The sequence below is a fragment of the Plantactinospora sp. GCM10030261 genome (genome assembly GCF_042666615.1).
Lineage (GTDB): Bacteria > Actinomycetota > Actinomycetes > Mycobacteriales > Micromonosporaceae > KBS50.
Map to the genome: position 1 here is coordinate 1 of NZ_JBHTDD010000047.1, position 22,545 is coordinate 22,545.

Genomic DNA, 22,545 nt, shown 5'->3' on the forward strand with positions numbered 1-22,545 from the left:
CCCGCCCCCGCGTCCCCGCGCGTTGATCAAGAGGTTTGCGTCACCAGGGTGCCGGTCCGGTGACGCGAACCTCTTGATCAACGTTCGAGGGGTGGGTGGGGGCGGTGGCGGGTGCGCGGTCGGGACATCAGGCGGGCCGCTCGGGTGGCCCGGACCGCCCACGGACGCAGCGGCGCATCGCGGTAGCCGCCGGCGCCCAGGCCGGCCCGCCGTTCGAAGACATTGCGCGGGCCCGGACTGCCGGTCAACGCGTACGACCAGCCGCAGGCCACCCAGTACGCCGGCCAGAACAGCGGGCCGAGCACCGCGTACTGGGCGACATGGCGCAACTCGTGACCAAGCAGGTCGGCCCGCTCCGGACGCAGGAGCCACTCGGCGGGACGGCGGGTGATGATAACCGAGCCGACGGTGAAGCAATCCTGACGCGGGATCCGCAGCCGATACCCGCCCGCCACGATGACCCCGTCCGGGCAGCGCACCCGGCGGGTGCGGGTCGCGACCGCAATCGCCAGGCCGGTGAGCGTGGTGCCGTTGAGCCAGGTGGCGACGCGTACCCGGCGAGAGGTGGCGGGCATGGGACCAGGATGCGCCCGGGGGCCCCGGCCGTCCACCGGGGCGGAGGTGTCGCATCACCGTCGCGGCGGCACGTTCGGCCGCGGCGGATCCGGCGTTCGATGGTTGGCCCGGCCCCCGGTCTTCGAGGGACGGAATGTCGCTGTCACCGGCGCGCCGCTGTCACCGGCGCGCCGCTGTTACCGGCGCGCCGCCGCCACCGGGCGCCACCGTCACCTGCCGGGCTGAGCGACGGAAGTACGAGTTCGCGGCCGGTTGGAACATCAGCACCATTGCGGCGATCACAAAGCCGACATGCAGGATCCGGCTGCCGGCGAAGGTCAGCGCCAGCGGGCCGGCGCCGGCGATCGCCGCCGACAGTGAATTGCCCTCGACCAGCCACCGGACTGGATCCACCACCAGCGAGAGCGTGCCGAGGACGCCGAGCAGCACGGCGAGGGTGAGGCGAGCCCAGTTCGCGCCCGACCGGAGCCGGACGGCGAGCCAGGTCGCCAGCAGGAAGACGACGACCCGGATGCCGACACCGGTGACGATCTCGGTCGTGGAGGCGTCACCCTGCCGGAGGAGGTCCGTCAGGGCGAGGAGGGTTTCGAAGCCGCCGGCGGCCACCGCCGCAAGCCACAACAGGGAGGCGGTACGCACCGCGGGCGGGGGGCTGGCCTGGTTCTTCATCACGAGGTTACCTTTCTCGAGGTTGCCTCCAGCCTGTCCGCGATCGCCTACAAGATCATTCCGGCAGCGCCCTGATGTGGTGTAGAGCCCGCCCCACCGAGCCGCATCCCGCTGGCATTACCGGTCGGGGACGGCCTGGGGCATGATGGCGGGCATGACGGAGACCCCGCATCCCCTCTACGCGGCGCACGCCGAGACCCTCACCAGGGCCCTGCACGCGATCACCGAGCGCGGCTACTGGTCCGCCTATCCCGAATCGCCAAGCCCTCGGGTGTACGGAGAGACCGCCGCAGCCGAAGGCGAGGCGGCCTTCCAGGCGTACCTGGGCAACCGGTTCCCCCTCGACCAGCCCGGCGAGCGGGACGAGGTGGCCACCGAGGTCAGCCCGTTCGGCGTCGACCTGGGCGTGCGGTATCCGCACAGCGACCCGGACGCCATGCTCGTCGCCGCCACCGCGGCGCTGCCCGCCTGGCGCGACGCTGGTCCGCAGGCCCGCGCGGGTGTCTGCCTGGAGATCCTCGCTCGGCTGCACAAGCACGTCTTCGAGCTGGCCAACGCGGTGCAGTTCACCAGCGGCCAGGCCTTCGTGATGGCGTTCCAGGCCGGTGGGGCGCACGCGCTGGACCGCGCCCTGGAGGCGATCGCCTACGCGTACGCCGAGATGACCCGGCACCCCGCCACCGCAGACTGGGAGAAGGCGGCCGGCAAGGGCGACCCGTTGCGGATGACCAAGACGTACCACGTGGTGCCGCGCGGCGTCGGCCTGGTGATCGGCTGTAACACCTTCCCGACCTGGAACTCGTATCCCGGACTGTTCGCCTCGCTCGTCACCGGCAACCCGGTCGTGGTGAAGCCACATCCGCGGGCGGTGCTACCGCTCGCCGTCACCGTCCGGTACGCCCGGGAGGTGCTCGCCGAGGCCGGCTTCGACCCCAACCTGGTGCTGCTGGCCGCCGAGGCGCCCGGCGAAGGCCTGGCGTCGACCCTGGCCACCCGTCCCGAGGTGAAAATTGTCGACTTCACCGGCTCTACCGAGTACGGCGACTGGCTGGAGGCCAACGCCCGGCAGGCCGCCGTCTACACCGAGAAGGCCGGACTCAACACGGTCGTCATCGACTCCACCGACGACTTCGCCGGCATGTGCCGCAACCTCGGCTTCACGCTGACGCTCTACAGCGGGCAGATGTGTACCACCTCGCAGAACATTCTCATCCCGGCCGGTGGCATAGACACCGACCAGGGACACAAGAGCTTCGACGAGGTGGCCTCCGGCATCGCCGCCGCGGTCGGCAAGCTCACCGGTGACCCGGCACGTGGGGTCGAACTGACCGGTGCCATCGTCAACGACGGGGTGCTGGAGCGGCTCGCCGAGTCGGCGAAACTCGGTGAGGTGGTGCTGGAGTCGCGTACCGTCGAGCACCCGAAGTTCCCTGACGCGGTGGTGCGTACGCCGACCATCGTGAAGCTGACCGCGGACGCCGCGGCGACGTACGGCCGGGAGTGGTTCGGGCCCATCTCGTTCGTCATCGCGACCGGGTCCACCGAACACAGCCTGCAGATCCTCCAGGACACCGTGGGAACTGGCGGGGCGTTGACCGCGGGCGTCTACTCCACCGACGAGCACGTCCTGGACGCTACCGAGAAGGTGGCCATGGACGTCGGGGTGCACCTGTCGTGCAACCTTACCGGCGGGGTCTTCGTCAACCAGTCCGCGGCCTTCTCCGACTTCCACGCCAGCGGTGCCAACCCGGCCGCCAATGCCGCGCTTACCGACGGCGCGTACGTCGCCAACCGGTTCCGCATCGTCCAGAGCCGCCGCCCCGCGTGACGGAAGGGCCCTTTCTGTCGGCCGTCGGGTACGGGAAGGGGCCCCCTCCTATGGCCGTTTCGCGGTGAACGGCTCAGGTGGTCGGTGCGCGTGCGGCGGCGTTCGTGGGCGTTCGGGTCAGGCGGGGCGACGCATCTGCAGCTCGGTCATCCCCGGCACGGTGGGATGCGGTACGCCGACACCCGTATCGACGAACCCGAGCCGCTGGTATGCCCGGACCGCTCGATCGTTGCCCACCACCACCTCGAGCAGCAGTTCAGGCCGCCCGCAGGATCGGGACCAGGCGGCCACCGCGTCGATCAGGGGCCCGAGCACGCCGCTGCCCCGCCAGGTAGGCGTGAGGTAGACCGCGAAGATCACGGTGGTCCCGGTGTCCCGGGGGGCCACCACACCGCCGGCGTGACCGACGAACCGGCCGTCGTGATCGGCGATGAACTGGCCGCGTTCGGTCCCGCTCGCGCTGCCGGCGATCCGGGCCGCGAACTCGGCGTGCGGTCGGGCGGCCGCTTCGGCCACCGTCTCGAGGAACGCCAGCGGTGAGTCGGCCAGCATCTCCAGCCGCAGGGCACGCATCCGGGCGCTGTCCGCGATCTCCACCCGGCGCACCGTGACGTGGTCCGGTTGGATCGCACGCCGCTCCGCCGCCAGTGGCCCGCCGCGTTGGTCGGACGCCGGGACCGTGCCGGCGCGATCGGATGTCGTGGTGGTGTCGCGGCGGTCCTCTTCCCGGACAGAGGATGTCGGGGGTGCGGGTGGCATGCGTCATGCCTACCGGCGCGGCACCTGCCGGGCAACCCGATTGGCCGACCTGAGATACCGATAGGTGCCCTCCTGGCCGGGTCTATCGGCGCCATCCGGAAAGCGCGCCGAGCGTCCGTTTTGGGGTAGTGCACCGGCGTGACCCCTCGTGTACCGTGCGATTTCGATCGCCGGTTCCGTTGGCCCGCCACGGGTCACGGATCGGTGGCGCCGGGCCGGCGCATGTCGCGCCCGAGGGGGTAATCAGCCCCGCACCATCGAAGTGAGGAAGTGCGCCGTGGCACAGGGCACCGTGAAGTGGTTCAACAGCGAAAAGGGCTACGGATTCATCGCGGTCGACGGTGGGCAGGACGTGTTCGTCCACTTCTCGGCTATTGAGATGGACGGTTACAAGGCCCTTGACGACGGGCAGCGCGTCGAGTTCGAGATCGCGCAGGGACAGAAGGGCCCGCAGGCCGAGCAGGTCCGCCTCATCGCCTGAACCTTGCCCCAAGCCCGGCCGTTCGGCGGCTGGGACACCGGTCGCACCTCGGGCAGGATCATGGTTCCACGCCAGCCGTCGCCAGGAGCACGATGAGCCAGCCCTCCGAGCCGTCCCACCCTGCCACCGACCCGCCCCCGGGGCCAGGGGCCGGCCCACCACAACCTGACCCGACGCATCAGCCGGGTTGGCCGCATCAGCCCGGCCCGCAACAGCCCGACCCGACGCATCAGCCCGCGCCCGGTTGGCCGCAACAGCCCGGTTGGCCGCCGAACCCGCCCGCGCCCAGCGTCGAACCGATGCCGGGGGCGGCCTGGCCGTCACCACAACAGGGCTGGCCGCCCCAGCAGGGTTGGCAGCCGCAGCCGGGTTGGTCGCCACAACCGGGCTGGCCGGGGCCCGGCTGGCAGTCCGCGTACGACTGGAACGACCCGCTGGTGAACCCGCCCGGCGCCGGCGTCGGCGGCTGGTTCGCGCGGAGCTGGGCAGCGGCCCGGCGGAGTTGGCGACCGTTGCTGCCGATCCTGCTGCTCACGCAGATCGCGCCGGCGATCGCGGTCAGCCTGGTCGCCGTGCCCTTCGAGGCCGAGGCGTTGGCCGAGCCGGCGACCGCCGAGGTGACCACGGGTGACCTGCGGCTGATGCTGGGCAACCTGTTCGTCTACTACGGGGTGCTGCTCGGCGGCGCGGTCCTGGCGGCCGTCGTACAGGCGATCGGATGGGCCGCCGGATTCCGGGTGCTCGCCGGTCAGGCCGCGGGGCAGCCGGTGAGCGTGGGTGACGCGTTCCGGTACGGGGTGCGCCGGGCTCCCGGTCTCTGGGCCTGGTCGCTGCTGGTCGGGTTGATCATCGCCGTCGGCCTCTGCGCATGCGTGCTGCCGGGGTTCTATCTGGCGTTCGCCCTGAGCATGACGCTCCCGGTGTACGTGTTCGAGCGCCGCAACCCGATCGGTCGCTCCTTCGGGATGGTGCACACCCAGTTCGGCATGGCGCTCGGCCGGATCGCGATCATCGTCGGGCTGGCCGTGGGCTGCTCCCTGGGGGTCGTCGTCCTGCAGGCGTTGGGGATTGCGGCGACCGGCGGCTCGCTGACCGGACCGAGCACGCTCACCCCCGGGTACGTCGTGGTGACAGTCGTCGCCACGGTGTTCTTCCTGCCTGCCTATCTCCTGGTGCAGGTGGGGCTGCTCACCACGTACGCCGAGCTGCGGGGAAGCGAAGCGCCGGTGACGACCACACGACTCGCCGGCGAACTCGGTTGACCAGCGTTCAGGCGCTTGCACTCGATGGGGGAGAGTGCTAAACAAGGAATTGGCACTCGCGCCATGTGAGTGCCAATGGTCGGGGCGGTAGGGCCGCGGCCGGGGTTCGCTAGGAGTCGGACCGCGGCACGTGGCCGGTCGTCGCGGGCTGTCCGCCCGGCCGGCGGACGTCACTGTCGCCAGGTAGTGACGTCCGAAGGTGCGTAGTTCGTATGCGGTACGCGCGGGCCAACCGGCTCGGGCGGCCGCGAACGTCCAGGAGGACAACGCCGTATGGCCAAGATGATCGCGTTCGACGAAGAGGCGCGCCGCGGCCTCGAGCGGGGCATGAACCAGCTCGCTGACGCCGTGAAGGTGACCCTCGGCCCCAAGGGCCGCAACGTCGTGCTCGAGAAGAAGTGGGGTGCGCCCACCATCACCAACGATGGTGTGAGCATCGCCAAGGAGATCGAGCTCGAGGACCCGTACGAGAAGATCGGCGCTGAGCTGGTCAAGGAGGTCGCGAAGAAGACCGACGACGTGGCCGGTGACGGCACGACGACGGCGACCGTCCTCGCCCAGGCGCTGGTCAAGGAGGGTCTGCGCAACGTCGCGGCGGGCGCCAACCCGATGGCCCTGAAGCGGGGCATCGAGGCTGCCGTCGCGAACGTCTCGGAGGAGCTGACCAAGCTCGCCAAGGACATCGAGACCAAGGAGCAGATCGCCGCCACCGCGTCGATCTCGGCCGGGGACAACAGCGTCGGCGAGATCATCGCCGAGGCTATGGACAAGGTCGGCAAGGAAGGCGTCATCACCGTCGAGGAGAGCAACACCTTCGGCCTGGAGCTGGAGCTCACCGAGGGTATGCGCTTCGACAAGGGTTACATCTCGCCCTACTTCTGGACCGACCCGGAGCGCATGGAGGCCGTCCTCGACGACCCCTACGTGCTCATCGTCAACAGCAAGATCTCCTCGGTGAAGGACCTGCTCCCGATCCTCGAGAAGGTCATGCAGTCGGGCAAGCCGCTGGCCATCATCGCCGAGGACGTCGAGGGCGAGGCCCTGGCCACCCTGGTCGTCAACAAGGTGCGCGGCACCTTCAAGTCGGTCGCCGTCAAGGCGCCGGGCTTCGGTGACCGCCGCAAGGCCATGCTTACCGACATCGGCATCCTCACCGGTGGCCAGGTCGTCAGCGAGGAGGTCGGCCTCAAGCTGGACGCCGTCAGCCTCGACATGCTGGGCCGCGCCCGCAAGGTCGTGGTGACCAAGGACGAGACCACGATCGTCGACGGCGCCGGTGACGCCGAGCAGATCAACGGCCGGGTGAACCAGATCCGCGCCGAGATCGAGCGCAGCGACTCGGACTACGACCGGGAGAAGCTGCAGGAGCGGCTGGCCAAGCTGGCCGGTGGCGTCGCGGTGATCAAGGTCGGCGCGGCCACCGAGGTCGAGCTGAAGGAGCGCAAGCACCGCATCGAGGACGCGGTGCGCAACGCGAAGGCCGCCGTCGAGGAGGGCATCGTCCCGGGTGGTGGCGTCGCGCTGGTGCAGGCCGGCAAGACCGCCTTCGACAAGCTGGACCTGACCGGCGACGAGGCGACCGGCGCGCAGATCGTCAAGATCGCGCTGGACGCCCCGCTGCGGCAGATCGCCGTCAACGCCGGCCTGGAGGGTGGCGTCGTCGTCGAGCGCGTCCGCAACCTGGAGGCCGGTCACGGCCTCAACGCCGCCACCGGCGAGTACGTGGACATGCTGGACGCCGGCATCAACGACCCGGCCAAGGTGACCCGGTCGGCGTTGCAGAACGCCTCGTCGATCGCGGCCCTGTTCCTGACCACCGAGGCCGTCGTGGCGGACAAGCCGGAGAAGACCCCGGCCGCCCCGGCTGCGCCGGGCGGCGGGGACATGGACTTCTGAGTCCACCCGGATCCGGTAAAGCAACACGACCGAGCCGGTCGGAGCCCGCGGGCTCCGACCGGCTCGGTCCGTTTCTGGAGGCCCCGCCTGCCGCTCGACAGCGGTCAGCCGTGCGTCCGTCCCGCCGACCATCCGGCTAGCCAGGCGATCGCTGGAGATCTTGGACAGCACGCGCCCGGCTTCTTCCGGCTGGTCGGCCGCTACGACATCGAGGTGACCGCGACGGGCCGCACCGTCTTCCACGCGCGCGGTACGGAGGAGGACATCTGCCGGCAGCTCAGCTGATCGCGCCGGTGCCCGCGAGTTGCTTGCGGAACAGGAAGAAGACCCGCTCGATCCGGGCGTCGGCCACCCTGGCGTAGAACGGCACCGGACCCACCCAGCTGATCTGCGCCCGTCGCACCCCGGCGGCCCGCTGGTCGCGCAGGCATCGGCGCAACAACACAGCGCCGATGCCGAGCCCCCGGGCCGCCGGTGCGGTGCCCGTCGGTCCGAACCAACTCGGCCGCCCCGAGCCGTACGCGGCGAAGCCGAGCAGCTCACCGTCGCCCCGGACGGCCAGGTGGCAGCCGGCCCCGGGGGATCCGACCGAGCCGGTCAACTCGCCGGCCCACTCGCCGCCGAACTCCCGGGCCAGAGCCACCAACGCCGGTACGTCCGCCGGCCCGGCCGCCCGGACGGTGATTCCCTGATCGGCCAACCGTCGTTCGGCGGACCCGGGGTCCCGGAGCCCGGGGGCGTCGGGATCGGTGAGGTCGACGGTCATGTTCCAGGCCGTACGGTCATGGCGGTAGCCGAGGGCCTCGGCGAGGCAGATCGCCGGGGTGTACCGGACGTCGACGCCGGGCCAGGCGTAGTGCGGCGGGTTGCCGGCGAGCAGCACCTCGGTGGCTCCGCGCCGGGCCAGAGCCGTCTCCAGCGATGCCAGCAGCGCACGTCCGGCTCCCTCCCGGCGTACGGCCGGATGGACGGCGACCAGATCGACGTGTCCGTGGCCCGGCATCCGGTCCGCGAGCGAGCCGATCGCCACGCCGCGCACCTCGTCCCTGGCGCGCGCCACCAGCCCGACCGCGGGATGTGTCGCCGCGCGTCGGGCGGCGAGCCCAGTGACGATCTCGGCCGCCTCGGCGGCGTCCTCCGGCAGGTCCAACGCCGCCCGGCACAGCTCGATCAGCGCCGGTACGTCCCGATCGGTAAGTGCGTCGACGGAGATTTCAACGGCCATGGTCGCCGACCCTAGGGCATGCTCCCCGGCCGGACGCCCGACTCGCGGCCGTGGACCCGCTGGCTACATTGTTCGGGGGTTGTCTATCGATGTGAGGTGCGAATGCGACGGATGGCACTGGTCGGGGTGGTCCTGCTCGGTATGGCTGGGGCGGGGTGTTCGAGCGACGCGGCGAGTCCGGAGGCGCCGGCGACCAGCGCGGAGACGCCGGTGACCAGCGCGGAGGCGCAGCCGGCCGGCACGCCCGGCCCGGCCGTCACGGACGCCTGCTCGTTGGTGGGGCAGGCTGACCTCGCCCCGCTGGGGCTGGCCGACGCGAAGGCGACGGAGACCAAGCTGACGGAGACCGCGCGTTCGTGCGACTACCAGGGCGGCGGGGGGAATCTGCGGCTCTTCGTCGCGACCGAGCCGGCTACGGGATCGGCCGAGTCGGTGGCCAAACAGGCCTTCGGAAACTCCGCGACGACCGCCGAAGAGGTGCCGGGACTTGGCGATTTCGCCCTCTACGACAAGGCTCCGAAGCTCAACATCATGGTTGCCGTCCGGATCGAGGGTTCCCAGCAACGGGTGTACACCCTGATGGCGCACACCGACGAGTCCGTCCGGGAACCGATGGCCAAGCTGCTGCGTACCGCGCTGGAGCGGTCGTGACGCGGACCGGGGGCGGGGCGAGCCCCGCTCACCCCGCCGCGCGGACCGCGGCGTAGGCGTCGACCATGCCGGCACCGGCAGCGTCCGGGCCGGCCGCGCATCCGGTGGGGGCCCCGGAGCCCGACCGCGGTGGCGCCACCGGGCTCGCCGTGTCGCGCAGGATCGCCGCCGTCCGGTCGACGTCACCGATCAGCGTCGGATTGGCCGACCACATGAGCGCCACCACCCCGGCCACGTGCGGGGTCGCCATGGAGGTGCCGTCCAGGGTGCCGTACCCACCGTCGGGTAGTGCGGACAGCACCGCCGCCCCGGGTGCCACCAGGTCCGGCTTGGTGCCACCACCCGGCGCCGGTCCCCGGCTGGAGAACTCGGTGATCCGGCGATCCCGATCGACCGCACCGACCGTCAGCACGTTTCCGTACGCCGCCGGCGGGTCGGCCACCGAGCCGCAGCGCGGGCCGGTGTTGCCGGCCGCGGCGACGACGAACTGCCCGGCCACCGCCAAGGCGTCGGTCGCCGGGCGGAGCACGGCGACATCGCAGCCCTCGATCGGTGGGCAGCCCCACGAATTGGTCAGCACCTGAGGCGCTCGGTCCGGGCGGCCGGCGGAGAACGGGTCGCCACCAGCCGGGAACGGCGCCAGCATGAACTGCAGGCAGTCCAGGTAGCGGGCCGGGTTGCCGAGGTTGCGGTCGAGATTGACGCAGCCGATCCACTCGGCTCCCGGGGCCACCCCGACCCGGTTGCCGACGGCGCTGGCCAGGGTGTGGGTGCCGTGGCCGCCACCGTCGCGCGGACCGGAGGTGGCGCGCCACGGGTCGTACCAGGAATCGTCGCCGCCCCGGAACCCGTCGGCCAGTTCGGGATGCGTGCCGTCGACCCCGGAATCGGCGCCGCCGACCACGATCCCGGCGCCGTTCACCCCCAGTTCGGTGCCCACCCGGTCCGCGCCGATCAGCGACAGGTTCCACGGCGTGGCCGCGGGTGGCTGCCGGCTGCCGTCCATCGGGTCGGGCGCGGCCGGCAGCGGCCGCAGTCGTTGGCTGACCAGTACGCGGTCCACGTCAGCACGCCGGGACAGCCAGCCGCGCAGCACCGGCCCGCCGGTCACCTCGATCCCGTTGACCAGGTAGTAGGGGGTGTACTCCAGACGCAGCCGGTCGAGGTCCCGGCGCAGGTCGACCTGGGTCCGTTCGGCGTGCTCGACCAGCCGGCGATGCACCTCCCGGCCCCGGGCCGCGCGTCCTTCCGGACCGGTCCGGGTGGCGTCGATGCCGGAGAGGTCAGCCTGGGTCCGCAGCACCACGAACAGCCGGTCGCCGTGCTGGCCGGGCTGACCCGCCAGATACCCGACGAGGCCGGCGACCAGCGCGACCGCCGTGCCGGCCGCGATCACCCCGCGACCCGGGATCCGTGCCCGGCGACGGGCGAAGCCGACCCCGTACCCGAGGCTGAGCAGCAGCGCGACGACGAGTGAGGCGCTGGCGGCGACCGCCACCCAGAACGGAACGTCCCGGCTGGTGGCCAGCAGCAGCGAGATCTCCTCCGGATCCGCGAACGCGAGCGGTCCGGCGACCGCCGCGCCGACCAGCAGACCGACCGTCAACCGGGTGTCCCGATCGACTCGGGCCTGGAGCGCGGCGCGGCGGGCCACCGCCCGCAGCGCCCCGGCGGCGACGCCGAGGGGTGGGAGGAGCGACAGCGCGGCGAGTTGCGTGCCGTCCTGACCGGTGCCGGCCGCGATCAACAGCAGGGCGACTCCGGCCACCAGACCGGCCAGCAGGACGGACAGCGCCGGGCCCGCCGAGCGGCCCGCGGGCCACACCTCGTACGCCGACCAGAACCGGACATCGAGCATAGCGGCGGCGAGCCAACCGACGGCCGCGGCCGCTGCCACCGCGAACGCGGTCTCCAGCGGACCACCGAGTGCGCCCACGATCAGCCACGGCAGCAACATCAGGAGCCCGCCGGTAAGCGCCAGACCCACCGGTGCGGGCGGTGCGGCGCGCCACCACGCCCGCCGGACGGCCCCGGCGGGCGCGTCGCCGGTGGCCTGCGCCGCAGGTGCCGCCGCGGGGGCGCGGCGGCGGGTCGCCCGGCCCAGCCCGGCCGCCGCCAGCCCGGCGGTCAGCGCCAGGACGGCCAGGTAGACCTCGTGCTCGGCCATCGGGATCGTGCGCACCAGGCCGAGCACCGCGAGCGCGGCGGAGCCGAGCAACCACACCCGCCCCGCCGCGCGGACCGGCACCGATCGGGGCAACCCGGCCAGTAGAGCGGCCGGCACGGCCACCAGGATCGCGCCGCCCACCGCCGGCACCGAACGCGACCACCCGGGCTGCTCGATTCCCGACACCAGCAGCACCTGGGCCACCAACCAGCCGACACTCTGGGTGCCGAAGGCCACCGCGACGGCCCACAGGCCCACGAACACGGCGGCGACCACCGGCCACGGGCTGCTGCCTGTGCCGCCGGACCGCACTGAGACGTTAATAGGGGACCCTCCTCTACGAAAGGTGATGATAGGGGCCGCTTCGCCACACGCGTTACGGTGGACGGGTGCGTGATCCAGCCGTGTCCCGCTACACCGCCAGCCAACTGTCACCGCAGCGTCGGGCGGCGGACCTCCGCCGGCTACGGGCCGAACGGTTCGACGTCCTGATCATCGGGGGTGGTGCGACCGGCGCGGGTGCCGCCCTCGACGCCGCTTCGCGCGGACTCAAGGTGGCCCTCGTCGAAGCGCGCGACTACGCCGCCGGCACCTCCAGCCGGTCCAGCAAGTTGATCCACGGCGGCCTGCGCTACCTGGAGCAACTGGAGTTCCACCTGGTGCATGAGGCGCTTACCGAGCGCGGGCTGCTGGCCACCCGGCTTGCCCCACACCTGGTGCGCCCGGTCCCGTTCCTGGTGCCGCTGCCGGCCGGGTCCGGAGCCCGTGGGCTGGCCGGTCGGGCCTGGCGACGGGCCTACTACGGCGCGGGGGTGGCCGCGTACGACGCGTTCGCCGGCATCTTCGGCACGGGTCGCGGCATGCCGCTGCACCGGCACCTGACCCGGGAAGGCGCCCGGCGGCTCTTCCCCAGCCTGCGCGCGGACGCCGCCGCCGGGGCGATCCGCTACTACGACGGCCAGGTCGATGACGCCCGCCTGGTTGTCGCTCTCGCCCGGACCGCCGCGAGTCAGGGGGCGGCCGTGGTGACCAGCGCCCGGGCCGTCGGCCTGGTCCGGCAGGCCCGTGAGGTGACCGGGGTCCGGGTCCGGGACCTGGAGGCGGCGCACGGCTCGCCGGACGCCGAGTTCGAGGTCCGCGCCCGGACCGTCATCGCCGCCACCGGCGTGTGGAGCGACGACATGTCCCGGATGCTGAACGACGTGGGGCTACGGCCGGGACTGCGGGTCCGGGCGTCGAAGGGGGTGCACCTGGTGGTGCCCCGGTCGGCGATCACCGGTGAGGTCGGGCTGATCCTGCGCACCGCCTCGTCGGTGCTGTTCGTCATCCCGTGGGGTGGCCACTGGATCATCGGGACGACGGACACCGACTGGCGGCTGGACCGGGCCCACCCCGCGGCCTCCGCCCGCGACATCGACTACCTGCTCGGCCAGGTCAACACGGTGCTCGACCGACCGCTGACCGCCGCCGACATCGAGGGGGTGTACGCGGGGCTACGCCCGTTGCTCTCCGGCGAGGCGGACTCGACATCCAAGCTGTCCCGGGAACACGCCGTGGTCGAGCCGATGCTCGGACTGCTGCTGGTGGCCGGCGGGAAGTACACCACGTACCGGGTGATGGCCGCCGACGTGGTGGACCGGGCGGCCCGCCGGCTCGGCTCGGTGCGCCCGTCCCGCACCGCGGACCTGCCGCTGCTCGGGGCCGACGGCTACGCCGCCATGTGGCGGGACCGGGCTGACCTGGCGCGCCGGCACGGCGTACCGGTCGGGGTGATGGAGCACCTGCTGGAGCGGTACGGGACGCTCACCGTCGACCTGCTCGCCCTGATCGACGCCGACCCGTTGCAGGGCTCACCGCTGGCCGGCGCCCCCGAATACCTGGCGGCCGAGGTGACCTACGCGGCGCGGGCGGAGGGCGCGCTGCACCTCGACGACGTGCTCACCCGACGGACCAGGATCTCGTTCGAGACCGGTCACCGCGGGGCCGAGTCGGCCGAGCACGCCGCTGAACTGATGGGCGCGGTGCTCGGCTGGGACGCGGAGGTGCGGGCCCGGGAGGTGCGGCATTACCTGGCGCGGGTGGAGGCGGAGCGGCAGTCCCAGCGGATGCCCGACGACGCGACCGCCGACGCGGCCCGCCTCGGCGTGCCGGACGTCCGCGGTTTCGCCGCCGATCGGGGCGACGAGCCGTCCGATACGCCGCTACCCGGCCTGATCAAGCCGGGCGGGGCCGGCTCATAGCACCTTTCCGGGGTTGAACAGGCCCGTCGGGTCGAGCGCGGCCTTGATCGCCTGGTGTACCCGGACGCCCACCGGTCCGATCTCGCGAGCCAACCAGTCCCGCTTGAGCAGGCCGACACCGTGCTCACCGGTGCAGGTGCCGCCCAGTGACAGACCAAGCTCCATGATGGCGTCGAAGGCCCGCCGGCCCCGTTCCACGCTGGCCGGGTCGGCCCGGTCCACCACGATGTTCGGGTGCAGGTTCCCGTCGCCCGCGTGACCGACCACGCCGATCGGCACCCCGTGTTCGGTGGCTATCCGGTCCACCCCGTCCAGCATGGTCGCGAGCCGGTCGCGGGGCACCGCCACATCGTCGATGATCAGGCCACCGTGCCCGTCCGGGTAACTCGTCGCGGCGAGGTGTTCCATCGCCGGATGGGCCAGCCGGCGGGCCCGCAACAGGTCGGCCGCCTCGACCGCGTCGGAGGCCGCGTACACCTCGGAGGCGCCCGCCGCCACGCAGACCTTCGCCAGCCGGTCCAGGTCGGCCGCGGCCCGTGGCCCGGTGTCCGCCGTGGCGAGTAGCAGCGCCTTCGCGTCCCGCAGCCCCATCGGCCGGTACGCCTCGATGGCCCGCAGGTGGGTCTGGTCGAGCAGTTCCAGCAGGCTCGGGCTGAGTCCCTGGGCGGCGATCTCGGCCACCGTGGCGCCGGCGGCGGCGGTGGTGTCGAAGACCGCCACCAGGGTCAACGACTCCTCGGCGGCCGGCCGGAGCGACACGGTGATCTCGGTGATCATCCCGAGGGTCCCCTCGGAGCCGACGAACAGCCGGGTCAGGTCGTAGCCGGCCACCCCCTTCGCGGTTCGCCGACCGGTGCGCAGCACCTCGCCCGAGGCCAGCACCACCTCCAGGCCGAGGACGTACTCGGCCGTCACCCCGTACTTGACACAGCACATGCCGCCCGCGTTGGTGGCGACGTTGCCGCCGATGGTGGAGGACTCCCAGGAGCCGGGGTCGGGCGGGTAGCGCAGTCCGTGCCGGGCCACCTCCGCCGCGAGGGTCGCGTTCACCACGCCCGGTTGCACCACGGCGATCCGGTTCACCCGGTCCACCTCTACGATCTCGGCCATCGCGGTCGTCGACAGGACCAGCGCGCCGTCGACCGCGTTCGCCGCGCCGGCCAACCCGGTCCGTGCCCCCTGCGGCACCACCGGTACGCGGTGCCGCGCGGCCAGCCGGACCGCGCTCTCCACGTCGGCCGTGCTCCGCGGCCGGACCACGACGGCCGGCACGCCGGCCGGGCACAGGTCGGCCTCGTCGCGCTGGTGCCCGAGTAGCAGGTCGGGGTCAGTGATTACCGCGGTCTCGCCGAGCGCGGCGCGGAGATCTTCGATCAGGTCCGGCATGGGGGCGAGGTTATCCGCCGGGCTACCGTGGCGACCATGCTGTACGTCGACCGCCCGGTCTGGCCCGCCGGCGGGCGGCTCTGGTCACACCTGGTCAGCGACGTGTCGTACGCCGAGTTGCACGTGTTCGCGGAGATGCTGGGCGCGCCCCGGCGGGGGTTTGACCGCGATCACTACGATCTTCCCGCCGAGCGGTTCGCGATGGCGGTCTGGTTGGGTGCCCGGGTCGTCCCGGGGCGGGAGATCGTTGCCCGGCTGCGGGCCGCCGGGCTGCGCCGGCCGAAGCGGAACACCCGGTGGGAGGTGTCGGCAGACCCGTCGACACCGTGACCGGCGCCGGTCAGCTCTCCAGTTCCGCCAGTTCCCGGGCCAGGTTGGCGCGGGCCGGTGCGGTCCACCGCGCGGCGAGTCCGGGCAGCCGGTAGAGCGCCGGCAGGTCGAGCAGGTGGCGGAGCACGGCCGACCGGCCGGCGCGGAACGAGGCTTCGGGGAGGTGTCCGTACTCCCGGCGGATCGCCCTGGCGTACCGGTCGTACGCGTTCGGCTCGGCGGCCAGCACGGCCAGGTCCGCGTCGCAGAGGAGTTCGCCGTCCCGGTCGCCGGGCGCCACCTGGTGGCCGTCGGTGAGCAGCACCAACCGGCGAACCTCGTCGACCGCGGTAGGGGACAGGCCGCATCGGGTCAACAGCACACTGGCGAGCGCCGCGCTGTCCCGTTCGTTCTGTCCGGGTGCGGCCCGTGGGTCGTACACCGCGTCGTGGCACCAGGCAGCGAGCCGTACCAGATCGGGGTTGGTCGCGGTGGCCGACCACTCATCCACGGTGGACAGCACGGCGGTGAGGTGGTCCGCCGTGTGGTAGTGCCGGTGCGGCTCGCGCCAGCGACGTAACAGCTCGTTGCCGGCGGCGGCCACGGTCTCCGGGTCGATGACCGGGTGGACCGCGGCGGCGCGGATGGTTGAGCACCACCGTTCGAGTTCCTGGTCGGTGTCGCGTGATCCGGACATGGTGTCGAGTGTGCCGCAGGACCTCGACCAGTCCAGTCCGAGATGTCGGGATTCAGGCCGTTGCGACGGGGTATTCCCCGCCATGGCGTCGGAGCGGGACAGACCGGGCACGGTGCACCTCGACGGGGTGGAAGTGCCCGTCGACCGTCGCGGCCTCGCCACCACCACCTCCGAACTGCGTCGCCAGCTCCGCCCGGCGCTACGCGACCGGATCCACCGCGTCCGGTTCAACGCCGTGCTGGCCATCCAGGCCGGCCTCGCCGCCGGCCTGTCCTGGTGGATCGCCGCAGTGGTGATCCAGAATCCGGACCCGGTGTTCGCACCGATCGCCGCGGTCGGCACCCTGGCCTCGTCGGTGGGCCAGCGGTTCCGCCGGACCGTGGAGCTGATCATCGGGGTGGCGGTCGGTATCGCCCTCGGTGACCTGTTCATCTTCGCCTTTGGTGTAGGCCCGTGGCAGCTCGGCGGCATCGTCACCCTGGCCGTCCTGGTCACCATCTTCCTGGGTGGTGGCCCGGCGGTGGTGACCCAGGCGGCGGTGACCGCGCTGCTGCTGATGGCCCTTACCCCGAAGATCGCGGACCTGGAGTTCTCCAGAGTGATCGATGCCCTGATCGGGGGATTCGTGGCACTCGGCGTGGCGCTGGTCCTCCTCCCGTTCAACCCGCTGCGGGTGGTGGACCGGGCGGCCCGGCCGGCCCTGGAAGCGCTGGCCAAGGAACTGGAGGTGACCGCCAAGGCACTTGCCAGCGGTGACCCGGACCGGGCTCAGGCAGCGCTCGACCGGGTGCAGGAGGTGCAGGAGCACATGGCGGGACTTCAGGAGGCGCTGGAGGGCGGGCGGGAAACCGCCACCCTGGCCCCCGTCCGGTGGCGGGGACGCGGGGCGTTGACACAGTACGTGGAGGGGGCCGAGTTCATCGAACACGCCGTGGCCAACGCGGGAACCCTGATCCGGCGCGCCGTCACGGTGCTGGAGGATCAGGAGCCGGTCCCGGAGTCGCTGTCGGCGGCGGTCGGCCAGCTCGCCGAGGCGGTTCGTCACCTCGTCCACGAGCTGGGGGCGGGGGTGGATCCGGAGGCCACCCGGGCTCGGGCGCTGCGCGCGGTCAGCGAGGCCGGGCGGGCGTACGCGGTGGGGGTGGGGTTCTCCGGCAGTGTGGTGGTGGCGCAGATCCGGACCACCGCGAGTGATCTGCTCCGGGCCTCCGGGGTCGAGCGGATCGAGGCGAACAAGCGGGTACGGCAGGCCGTGGACAACGGCCGGAAGGACGTCACCGGCCGATCTCCCAACGAGCCGACCGATGCCGCCAGTCGACCCGGCACCCGATGACTACGCTGGCAGCATGGCCGACTCCCCGTCCGGCGGAGGTTCACCTCCGCCGTCGCCGCCTCAGGGCTCCACCCCGCCCACCGCCGCCGATCAGGTGCCCGCCCCGCGGAAGGGTTGGCTGCGCTGGGTGGTCCTCGCCGTGGTGATCCTGGTGATCGCGGGTTGTGCCGTGGCCATGCTGCTCACCCTCGGCGAGAGCCTCGGCGCCGAGGCGCTGCTCATCGGCATCGCGGCCGCCGTGGTGCCGGTGCCGGTGCTGGTGGCCGCCTTCCTGTGGCTCGACCGGTACGAGCCCGAACCGACCCGCTACCTGGTTCTCTGCTTCGCCTGGGGAGCGTCGGTCGCCACCTACGCCTCGCTCCAGGTAAACAGTTTCGCCGCCGAGCGGTTCCAGGTCTGGGGTCTGCCGGATGCGCTGGTCGCGGTGCTCGTGGCCCCGTTCATCGAGGAACTGACGAAGGCGCTGTTCCCGATCCTGCTGCTGATCTTCCGGCGCCGGGAGTGGTCCGGCATCACCGACGGCATCGTCTATTGCGGACTTTCCGCGATCGGCTTCGCGATGGTGGAGAACATCCTTTACCTCGGCGGGCACGGCTATGCGTCCGGGGTCGACCAGTACGGCCCGGCGACCGGGGCGCAGAACCTGTTCCTGATCTTCATCGTACGGATCCTGCTGACCGGGTTCGCCCACCCGCTGTTCACCTCGATGACCGGGGTCGGGCTGGGCATCGCGGCCCGGTCGGCGGACCGCCGGATCCGGGTGCTCGCACCGATCGCCGGGCTGCTGGTGGCCATGATGCTGCACGGCGCGTGGAACCTCGTGCCGTCCCTCGCGGTCGCCCTCGAACAGGGCGTCATCGTGCTGTATGGCTACATCGGCGTGATGATGCCGATCTTCTTCGGGATGGTCGCCTACGCCCTGTGGCTCCGCGGCTGGGAGGGTCGGCTCACCGAGCGGACTCTCACCGACTACGTCCGCGCTGGCTGGTTGACCCCGCCGGAGGTGGCCGCCCTGGGCAGCGTCGGTCGCCGGCACGCGGCCCGGCAGTGGGCACGTCGGGTCGCCGGTGACCCGGGACGTCGGGCGATGCGCGACTACCAGTTCGCCGCCACCAGGTTGGCGCTGCTGCGGGATGGGCTGCGCCGTGGACTGGACACCGGGCCGAAGGATTCCGCGCGCACCGCCGCGGAGGAGCGGGAGTTGCTGGACCGGATCGGCTCGCTGCGGCGAGCGTTCGTGGGTCGTGATCCGCAGGCTCCGCAAGCGGTCTGGGATGGCCTGCGCTACCACATCAGTTTCCCGGACGGGGTGCGTCGGGCATTCGACCCGCCGGACGATCCGGTGGTGCCGATCCCGGTGGTGCTCACGGCGGCGCCCGCCGGCCCGTCGCACCCGCCGTACCAGCACCCCGGCGGGTACGGTCCGCCACCAAACCCCGGGCAGCCGGGTGGGTACGGCGGGCCGGGTGGATACGGACCGCCGCCGGGCCACGGGCAGCCGGGCGGGTACGGCCCGCCGCCCGGCGGGTACGGCCCGCCGCCCGGCGGGTACGGCCCTTCCTTCTACAGGTAGAGGCCGGTGGCGCCCTCGTCCACCCGTTGGGCGGCGACCGCGTGCACGTCCCGTTCGCGGAGCAGCACGTACCCCTGACCGTGCAGCTCGACCTCTGAGCGGTCATCGGGATCGAAGAGCACCCGGTCGCCGACGACGAAGGAGCGCACGTTCGGGCCGACGCCGACCGTGGTCGCCCAGGCGAGCCGCCGGCCGACCGACGCGGTCGCGGGAATGACGATGCCGGCGGTGGAGCGCCGCTCTCCGTCGTTGCCTTCCAGTCGTACCAGCACACGGTCGTGCAGCAGGCGGATGGGCAGGCCGGATTCGTTGTTCGGGTCGGCGGTCACGACGCAGACGCTACCGTGCCCGCCTTCGGCTGGGCGCGGACGGTTGACCGGCGCCGTGCCGGGGCATTGCCCATGTGCGGGGCCCGGCAGGTGGGTGTCGCCGGATACCGTATGGGTGCGGATTCCCGGGAGGTGCGCTTGAGCCGGTTCGAGCAGGTGCGGGCACGGCTGCGCCGTGCGTACGAGTCGGGCCGTGAGGCGGTCCGCAACTCGCGCGGGTCGGAGTCCACCCGCGACGCGTCACCCGTGGCGCCACCGGTGGCGCCACCGTCCGTACCGGTTGCCGGTGCCGAGCCGGCCGAGCCGCCGCACGCGTCGACGGCCAGCCGGGACGACGCCGATGTCCCGGTGGCCTTGCGGATGGCGGCCGCCTGGTCTTGGCGGTTGATCGTCATCGGCGTCGTGGGCTGGGCCCTGATCCGGCTGGTCGGTCGGATCCAGGTGGTGGTGATCCCGTTGGCCGTGGCGTTGCTCCTGTCCGCGTTGCTGGCGCCGGCCGTGGGTTGGCTGCTGCGCGCCCGGTTCCCCCGGTCCCTGGCCACCGCGGTGGTGCTGATCGGTGGGCTGGCTGCCGTCATCGGCACCCTCACCGCCGTGGTGAACGAGTTCATCGCCGGCGTGCCCGAGTTGAGCAGCAAGGCGACCGCCGGGGTCCGGCAGATCCAGGACTGGTTGCGGACGGGCCCGCTGCACATGTCCGACAACCAGCTCAACAAGTACATCGACCAGGGTCAGCAGTGGGTGGACCAGAACACCGAGTCGCTGACCAGCGGCGCGCTGTCCACCGCCACCACGCTGTTCGAGGTGCTCACCGGCGCGGTGCTGGTGCTCTTCGCGACCTTCTTCTTCCTCCGTGACGGCAGGATGATCTGGCGGTTCGTGGTCCGGCTGCTGCCGGTGAACGCCCGTTGGCGGGTCGACGACGCCGGCACCGCCGCCTGGGCCACGCTTGTCGCCTACGTGCGGGCCACCGTGCTTGTCGCCTTCATCGACGCGGTAGGCATCGGCATCTTCCTGATCATCTTCGACATCCCGTTCGCCGTGCCGCTCATCGCGCTGGTCTTCCTCAGCGCGTTCATCCCGATCGTCGGGGCCACCCTGTCCGGCGCCGTGGCGGTGCTGGTCGCTCTGGTCGACCAGGGTTGGGTGATGGCACTGGTGATCCTCGGCGCGGTGATCCTGGTGCAGCAGATCGAGGGCAATGTGTTGCAGCCGCTGATCATGGGTCGGGCGGTGGCCATCCATCCGCTCGCGGTGATCATCGGAATCGCCGCGTTCGCGGTGCTCGCCGGCATCGTGGGCGCGATCGTCGCGGTGCCGCTGATCGCCGTGGTCAACACCGCAGTCCGGCGGCTGACCGCTCGCCGGGTGCCGGCGACACCACCGGACGCCGTCGTGGTGGCGGCCAGCGCTCCCTGACGACGAACTCGATGCCCGCTCAAAGGAGACTCCAGGACACGACCGATTTCACGGCGTACGTCGTGCGGAGCGGCACGGGCCGTCTCGACTGACGACGTCTTCGCCATTCCCCGGTCCCGAGCAGAGGATCGCCGCCCCGCCCATCGCTGGCCGACCTCATCGAGCGATGTGGATCCCACGACCCGTCGGCCGCCGACTGGCGTCCGGGTGACACACTCGTGATCGGAGTGACCGCGAGCGGTCGGGAGTCGACATGGTCGTACCTGATTCAGTTTCGGTCACCGCCCCCGCCTGGCGGCCCGGCGACTGGTGGAGTGCCGCATTCCGCATGTGCCTGCTCCTCGTCCTTTCTGCCGGCGCGGTCGCCGTGGTGACTTCGGTCCGCCCGGCTGAGCGGCCCGAGTCGGATCTGATTGCCGACCTCGCCGCGGGCCGGGTCACCCACCTGGACTACCAGCGTGGCAGCCACACGGTCCGCTGGGCGAACGGGTGGTGGCGGTGGCGTGCCACCACAATGGTGTCGTGGAGGGAGAGCGTCGACCTGCGGTCCACCCGTGATCCGCAGAGCGACGCGGCGCTGGAGTGGCTCGACCGGCAGGTCGTAGAGTCGGGTCATCCCGTCCAGACGAGAATCCGCGCAGACCATGAGCCGAGGTGGTGGCCTGCCGAGGTTGTGTGGGAACCGCTGCGAGCGGCGACGGTGGCCGCCTGGTTCGGCACATTCCTCGTGATGCTCGGCGGCGCCCGGCATCGGTACGCCAACCGGTGGGCGTGGTTCTGGTTGTTCACAGTCGGTCAGGCAGGTGCCCTGCTCTACCTGATACTGGAGCCACAACCGGTCTGGCGACCACGGTCGTGGCAGGCACGCACCGATCGGGCGCTCGTTGGTGGGGGAACTGGCTTGATATGGGCAGTTCTCCTGTCGATCACGGTCAGCCTGGTGGCAGCGGGCGCATCGGCACTGTGAGCGTTTCCCGGTGTCTGACCGCGACGAGGCGCCACGCCAGTCACCCGCCGGTCACTCCTGGCCGAGACGTTCCAGCACACCTTCACCCGAACTTCGTCCATCGCCCTTCGGAGACCACCTCGACGGAGCCGTCGACGACCGTGATGGCCGTCTGTTCGTCGATGGCATAGGCGGGGACGCCCAGGTCAGCGGCCCATCGCTCCGCGTCGGCCAGGGTGTTCTCCGGGAAGGCGTCCAGGTGCGGGAAGATCGAGAAGTCGACGACTCCCAGGGTGCTGTCGTCCGGCGCGGACGGCCACTCGACGAACTCCGCCCCGATCCGGGGCGTCATCACCATGCTTCCCGCGCTCACGCCCACCCAGACCATGTCGGGCAACGAAGGCAGCAGATCGGCCAGCCCGGACTCCCGCATCCAGTGATACAGGTACGTCGCGTCACCCCCGTCGACCAGGAGCACATCGGCCTGCCGGACCCAGGGCATCCATCGTTCGGCGCCGATCGTGGGCAGCGCGGTGAGTTCCAGCAACCCCAACGACTTCCAACCCAGGTCGCACATGGGTGACGAGTTCCGCCCGGCGATGAAACGCCAGGCCGAGGCGGGGGTGCACATGGGGTGTCCGTACACCGCCGTGGGAATGCAGAGGGCGTCGGAGTCGCCGATCGGCTTGCCTAGGAGCCGCACGAGCGCCGACTGGATGCTGGGGTTCGTGACCCCACCCGAGGTGAGCAACAGCTTCACAATGCCTCCAGTTCGCGCGGACGGGTAGCGGCCGAAGAT

General features: G+C 71.8%; 20 protein-coding genes. 11 read left to right on the forward strand and 9 right to left on the reverse strand.

From position 1 onward, the window contains the following. Positions 1-77: 77 nt before the first annotated feature. Positions 78-575, reverse strand: a complete 498-nt coding sequence (locus tag ACFQUZ_RS31270) for a hypothetical protein (RefSeq protein WP_377448707.1) — start codon at positions 573-575, stop codon at positions 78-80. Between the two features lie 160 nt (positions 576-735). Then, on the reverse strand, positions 736-1,248 hold the full coding sequence (locus ACFQUZ_RS31275; protein ID WP_377448709.1) for a hypothetical protein: 513 nt from the start codon (positions 1,246-1,248) through the stop codon (positions 736-738). A 151-nt stretch (positions 1,249-1,399) separates the two neighbouring features. On the opposite strand from ACFQUZ_RS31275, the gene paaN reads away from it, so the two are divergent. Next, positions 1,400-3,073, forward strand: a complete 1,674-nt coding sequence (paaN, locus tag ACFQUZ_RS31280; protein WP_377448711.1) for a phenylacetic acid degradation protein PaaN — start codon at positions 1,400-1,402, stop codon at positions 3,071-3,073. A 117-nt stretch (positions 3,074-3,190) separates the two neighbouring features. Here the strand turns inward: paaN and ACFQUZ_RS31285 are convergent, their stop codons facing one another. Continuing rightward, positions 3,191-3,646, reverse strand: coding sequence for a GNAT family N-acetyltransferase (locus ACFQUZ_RS31285; protein WP_377448751.1), 456 nt, complete (start codon positions 3,644-3,646; stop codon positions 3,191-3,193). Between the two features lie 463 nt (positions 3,647-4,109). On the opposite strand from ACFQUZ_RS31285, the gene ACFQUZ_RS31290 reads away from it, so the two are divergent. The 3 genes from ACFQUZ_RS31290 (at position 4,110) to groL (ending at position 7,471) form a co-directional block, all read left to right on the forward strand. Then, positions 4,110-4,313, forward strand: a complete 204-nt coding sequence (locus ACFQUZ_RS31290; RefSeq protein WP_377448713.1) for a cold-shock protein — start codon at positions 4,110-4,112, stop codon at positions 4,311-4,313. A 299-nt stretch (positions 4,314-4,612) separates the two neighbouring features. Beyond that, a complete protein-coding gene (locus ACFQUZ_RS31295) occupies positions 4,613-5,575 on the forward strand; it encodes a hypothetical protein (RefSeq protein WP_377448715.1) in 963 nt (320 codons plus the stop codon). 273 nt (positions 5,576-5,848) lie between these two features. Next, entirely contained in the window at positions 5,849-7,471 is a 1,623-nt protein-coding gene (gene groL / locus ACFQUZ_RS31300; RefSeq protein ID WP_377448717.1) for a chaperonin GroEL, read from the forward strand. A 277-nt stretch (positions 7,472-7,748) separates the two neighbouring features. Here the strand turns inward: groL and ACFQUZ_RS31305 are convergent, their stop codons facing one another. Continuing rightward, positions 7,749-8,696: a GNAT family N-acetyltransferase gene (locus tag ACFQUZ_RS31305; protein WP_377448719.1), complete on the reverse strand. Its 948-nt coding sequence runs from the start codon at positions 8,694-8,696 to the stop codon at positions 7,749-7,751. Between the two features lie 102 nt (positions 8,697-8,798). Here ACFQUZ_RS31305 and ACFQUZ_RS31310 point away from each other — a divergent pair, with 102 nt between their 5' ends. Continuing rightward, positions 8,799-9,347, forward strand: a complete 549-nt coding sequence (locus ACFQUZ_RS31310) for a DUF3558 family protein (RefSeq protein WP_377448753.1) — start codon at positions 8,799-8,801, stop codon at positions 9,345-9,347. 28 nt (positions 9,348-9,375) lie between these two features. Here ACFQUZ_RS31310 and ACFQUZ_RS31315 read toward each other — a convergent pair whose 3' ends face one another. Further along, positions 9,376-11,826, reverse strand: coding sequence for a S8 family serine peptidase (locus ACFQUZ_RS31315; protein WP_377448721.1), 2,451 nt, complete (start codon positions 11,824-11,826; stop codon positions 9,376-9,378). A 92-nt stretch (positions 11,827-11,918) separates the two neighbouring features. Here ACFQUZ_RS31315 and ACFQUZ_RS31320 point away from each other — a divergent pair, with 92 nt between their 5' ends. Next, complete coding sequence (locus ACFQUZ_RS31320; protein ID WP_377448755.1) at positions 11,919-13,754, forward strand: glycerol-3-phosphate dehydrogenase/oxidase; 1,836 nt, start codon at positions 11,919-11,921, stop codon at positions 13,752-13,754. Here the strand turns inward: ACFQUZ_RS31320 and ACFQUZ_RS31325 are convergent. Continuing rightward, positions 13,749-15,140 carry an FAD-binding oxidoreductase gene (locus ACFQUZ_RS31325; RefSeq protein ID WP_377448723.1) on the reverse strand — a complete coding sequence of 464 codons (1,392 nt, stop codon included), beginning with the start codon at positions 15,138-15,140 and terminating at the stop codon, positions 13,749-13,751. The two genes, ACFQUZ_RS31320 and ACFQUZ_RS31325, sit on opposite strands and share 6 nt — an antisense overlap. Positions 15,141-15,176: 36 nt before the next feature. On the opposite strand from ACFQUZ_RS31325, the gene ACFQUZ_RS31330 reads away from it, so the two are divergent. Beyond that, a complete protein-coding gene (locus tag ACFQUZ_RS31330) occupies positions 15,177-15,470 on the forward strand; it encodes a DUF4031 domain-containing protein (protein WP_377448725.1) in 294 nt (97 codons plus the stop codon). A 10-nt stretch (positions 15,471-15,480) separates the two neighbouring features. On the opposite strand, the gene ACFQUZ_RS31335 is transcribed toward ACFQUZ_RS31330, so the two are convergent. Continuing rightward, complete coding sequence (locus ACFQUZ_RS31335) at positions 15,481-16,146, reverse strand: metal-dependent phosphohydrolase (protein WP_377448727.1); 666 nt, start codon at positions 16,144-16,146, stop codon at positions 15,481-15,483. A gap of 82 nt (positions 16,147-16,228) precedes the next feature. Here ACFQUZ_RS31335 and ACFQUZ_RS31340 point away from each other — a divergent pair, with 82 nt between their 5' ends. After that, the gene (locus ACFQUZ_RS31340; RefSeq protein WP_377448729.1) at positions 16,229-17,479 is read left to right on the forward strand and encodes an aromatic acid exporter family protein; all 1,251 of its coding nucleotides are present in this window, start codon (positions 16,229-16,231) and stop codon (positions 17,477-17,479) included. Continuing rightward, entirely contained in the window at positions 17,451-19,052 is a 1,602-nt protein-coding gene (locus tag ACFQUZ_RS31345; RefSeq protein WP_377448731.1) for a PrsW family intramembrane metalloprotease, read from the forward strand. Before ACFQUZ_RS31340 ends, ACFQUZ_RS31345 begins: the two co-directional genes overlap by 29 nt. Here ACFQUZ_RS31345 and ACFQUZ_RS31350 read toward each other — a convergent pair. Beyond that, entirely contained in the window at positions 19,043-19,381 is a 339-nt protein-coding gene (locus ACFQUZ_RS31350; RefSeq protein ID WP_377448733.1) for a GroES family chaperonin, read from the reverse strand. The genes ACFQUZ_RS31345 and ACFQUZ_RS31350 overlap by 10 nt on opposite strands. A 72-nt stretch (positions 19,382-19,453) precedes the next feature. Between ACFQUZ_RS31350 and ACFQUZ_RS31355 the strand changes: the two genes are divergently transcribed. Further along, entirely contained in the window at positions 19,454-20,800 is a 1,347-nt protein-coding gene (locus ACFQUZ_RS31355; RefSeq protein ID WP_377448735.1) for an AI-2E family transporter, read from the forward strand. A 253-nt stretch (positions 20,801-21,053) separates the two neighbouring features. Then, positions 21,054-21,767 (forward strand): hypothetical protein, encoded by a 714-nt coding sequence (locus ACFQUZ_RS31360; protein WP_377448737.1) that lies wholly within the window; start codon positions 21,054-21,056, stop codon positions 21,765-21,767. An 82-nt stretch (positions 21,768-21,849) separates the two neighbouring features. On the opposite strand, the gene ACFQUZ_RS31365 is transcribed toward ACFQUZ_RS31360, so the two are convergent. Then, the gene (locus ACFQUZ_RS31365) at positions 21,850-22,506 is read right to left on the reverse strand and encodes a Type 1 glutamine amidotransferase-like domain-containing protein (protein WP_377448739.1); all 657 of its coding nucleotides are present in this window, start codon (positions 22,504-22,506) and stop codon (positions 21,850-21,852) included. Positions 22,507-22,545 lie beyond the last annotated feature (39 nt).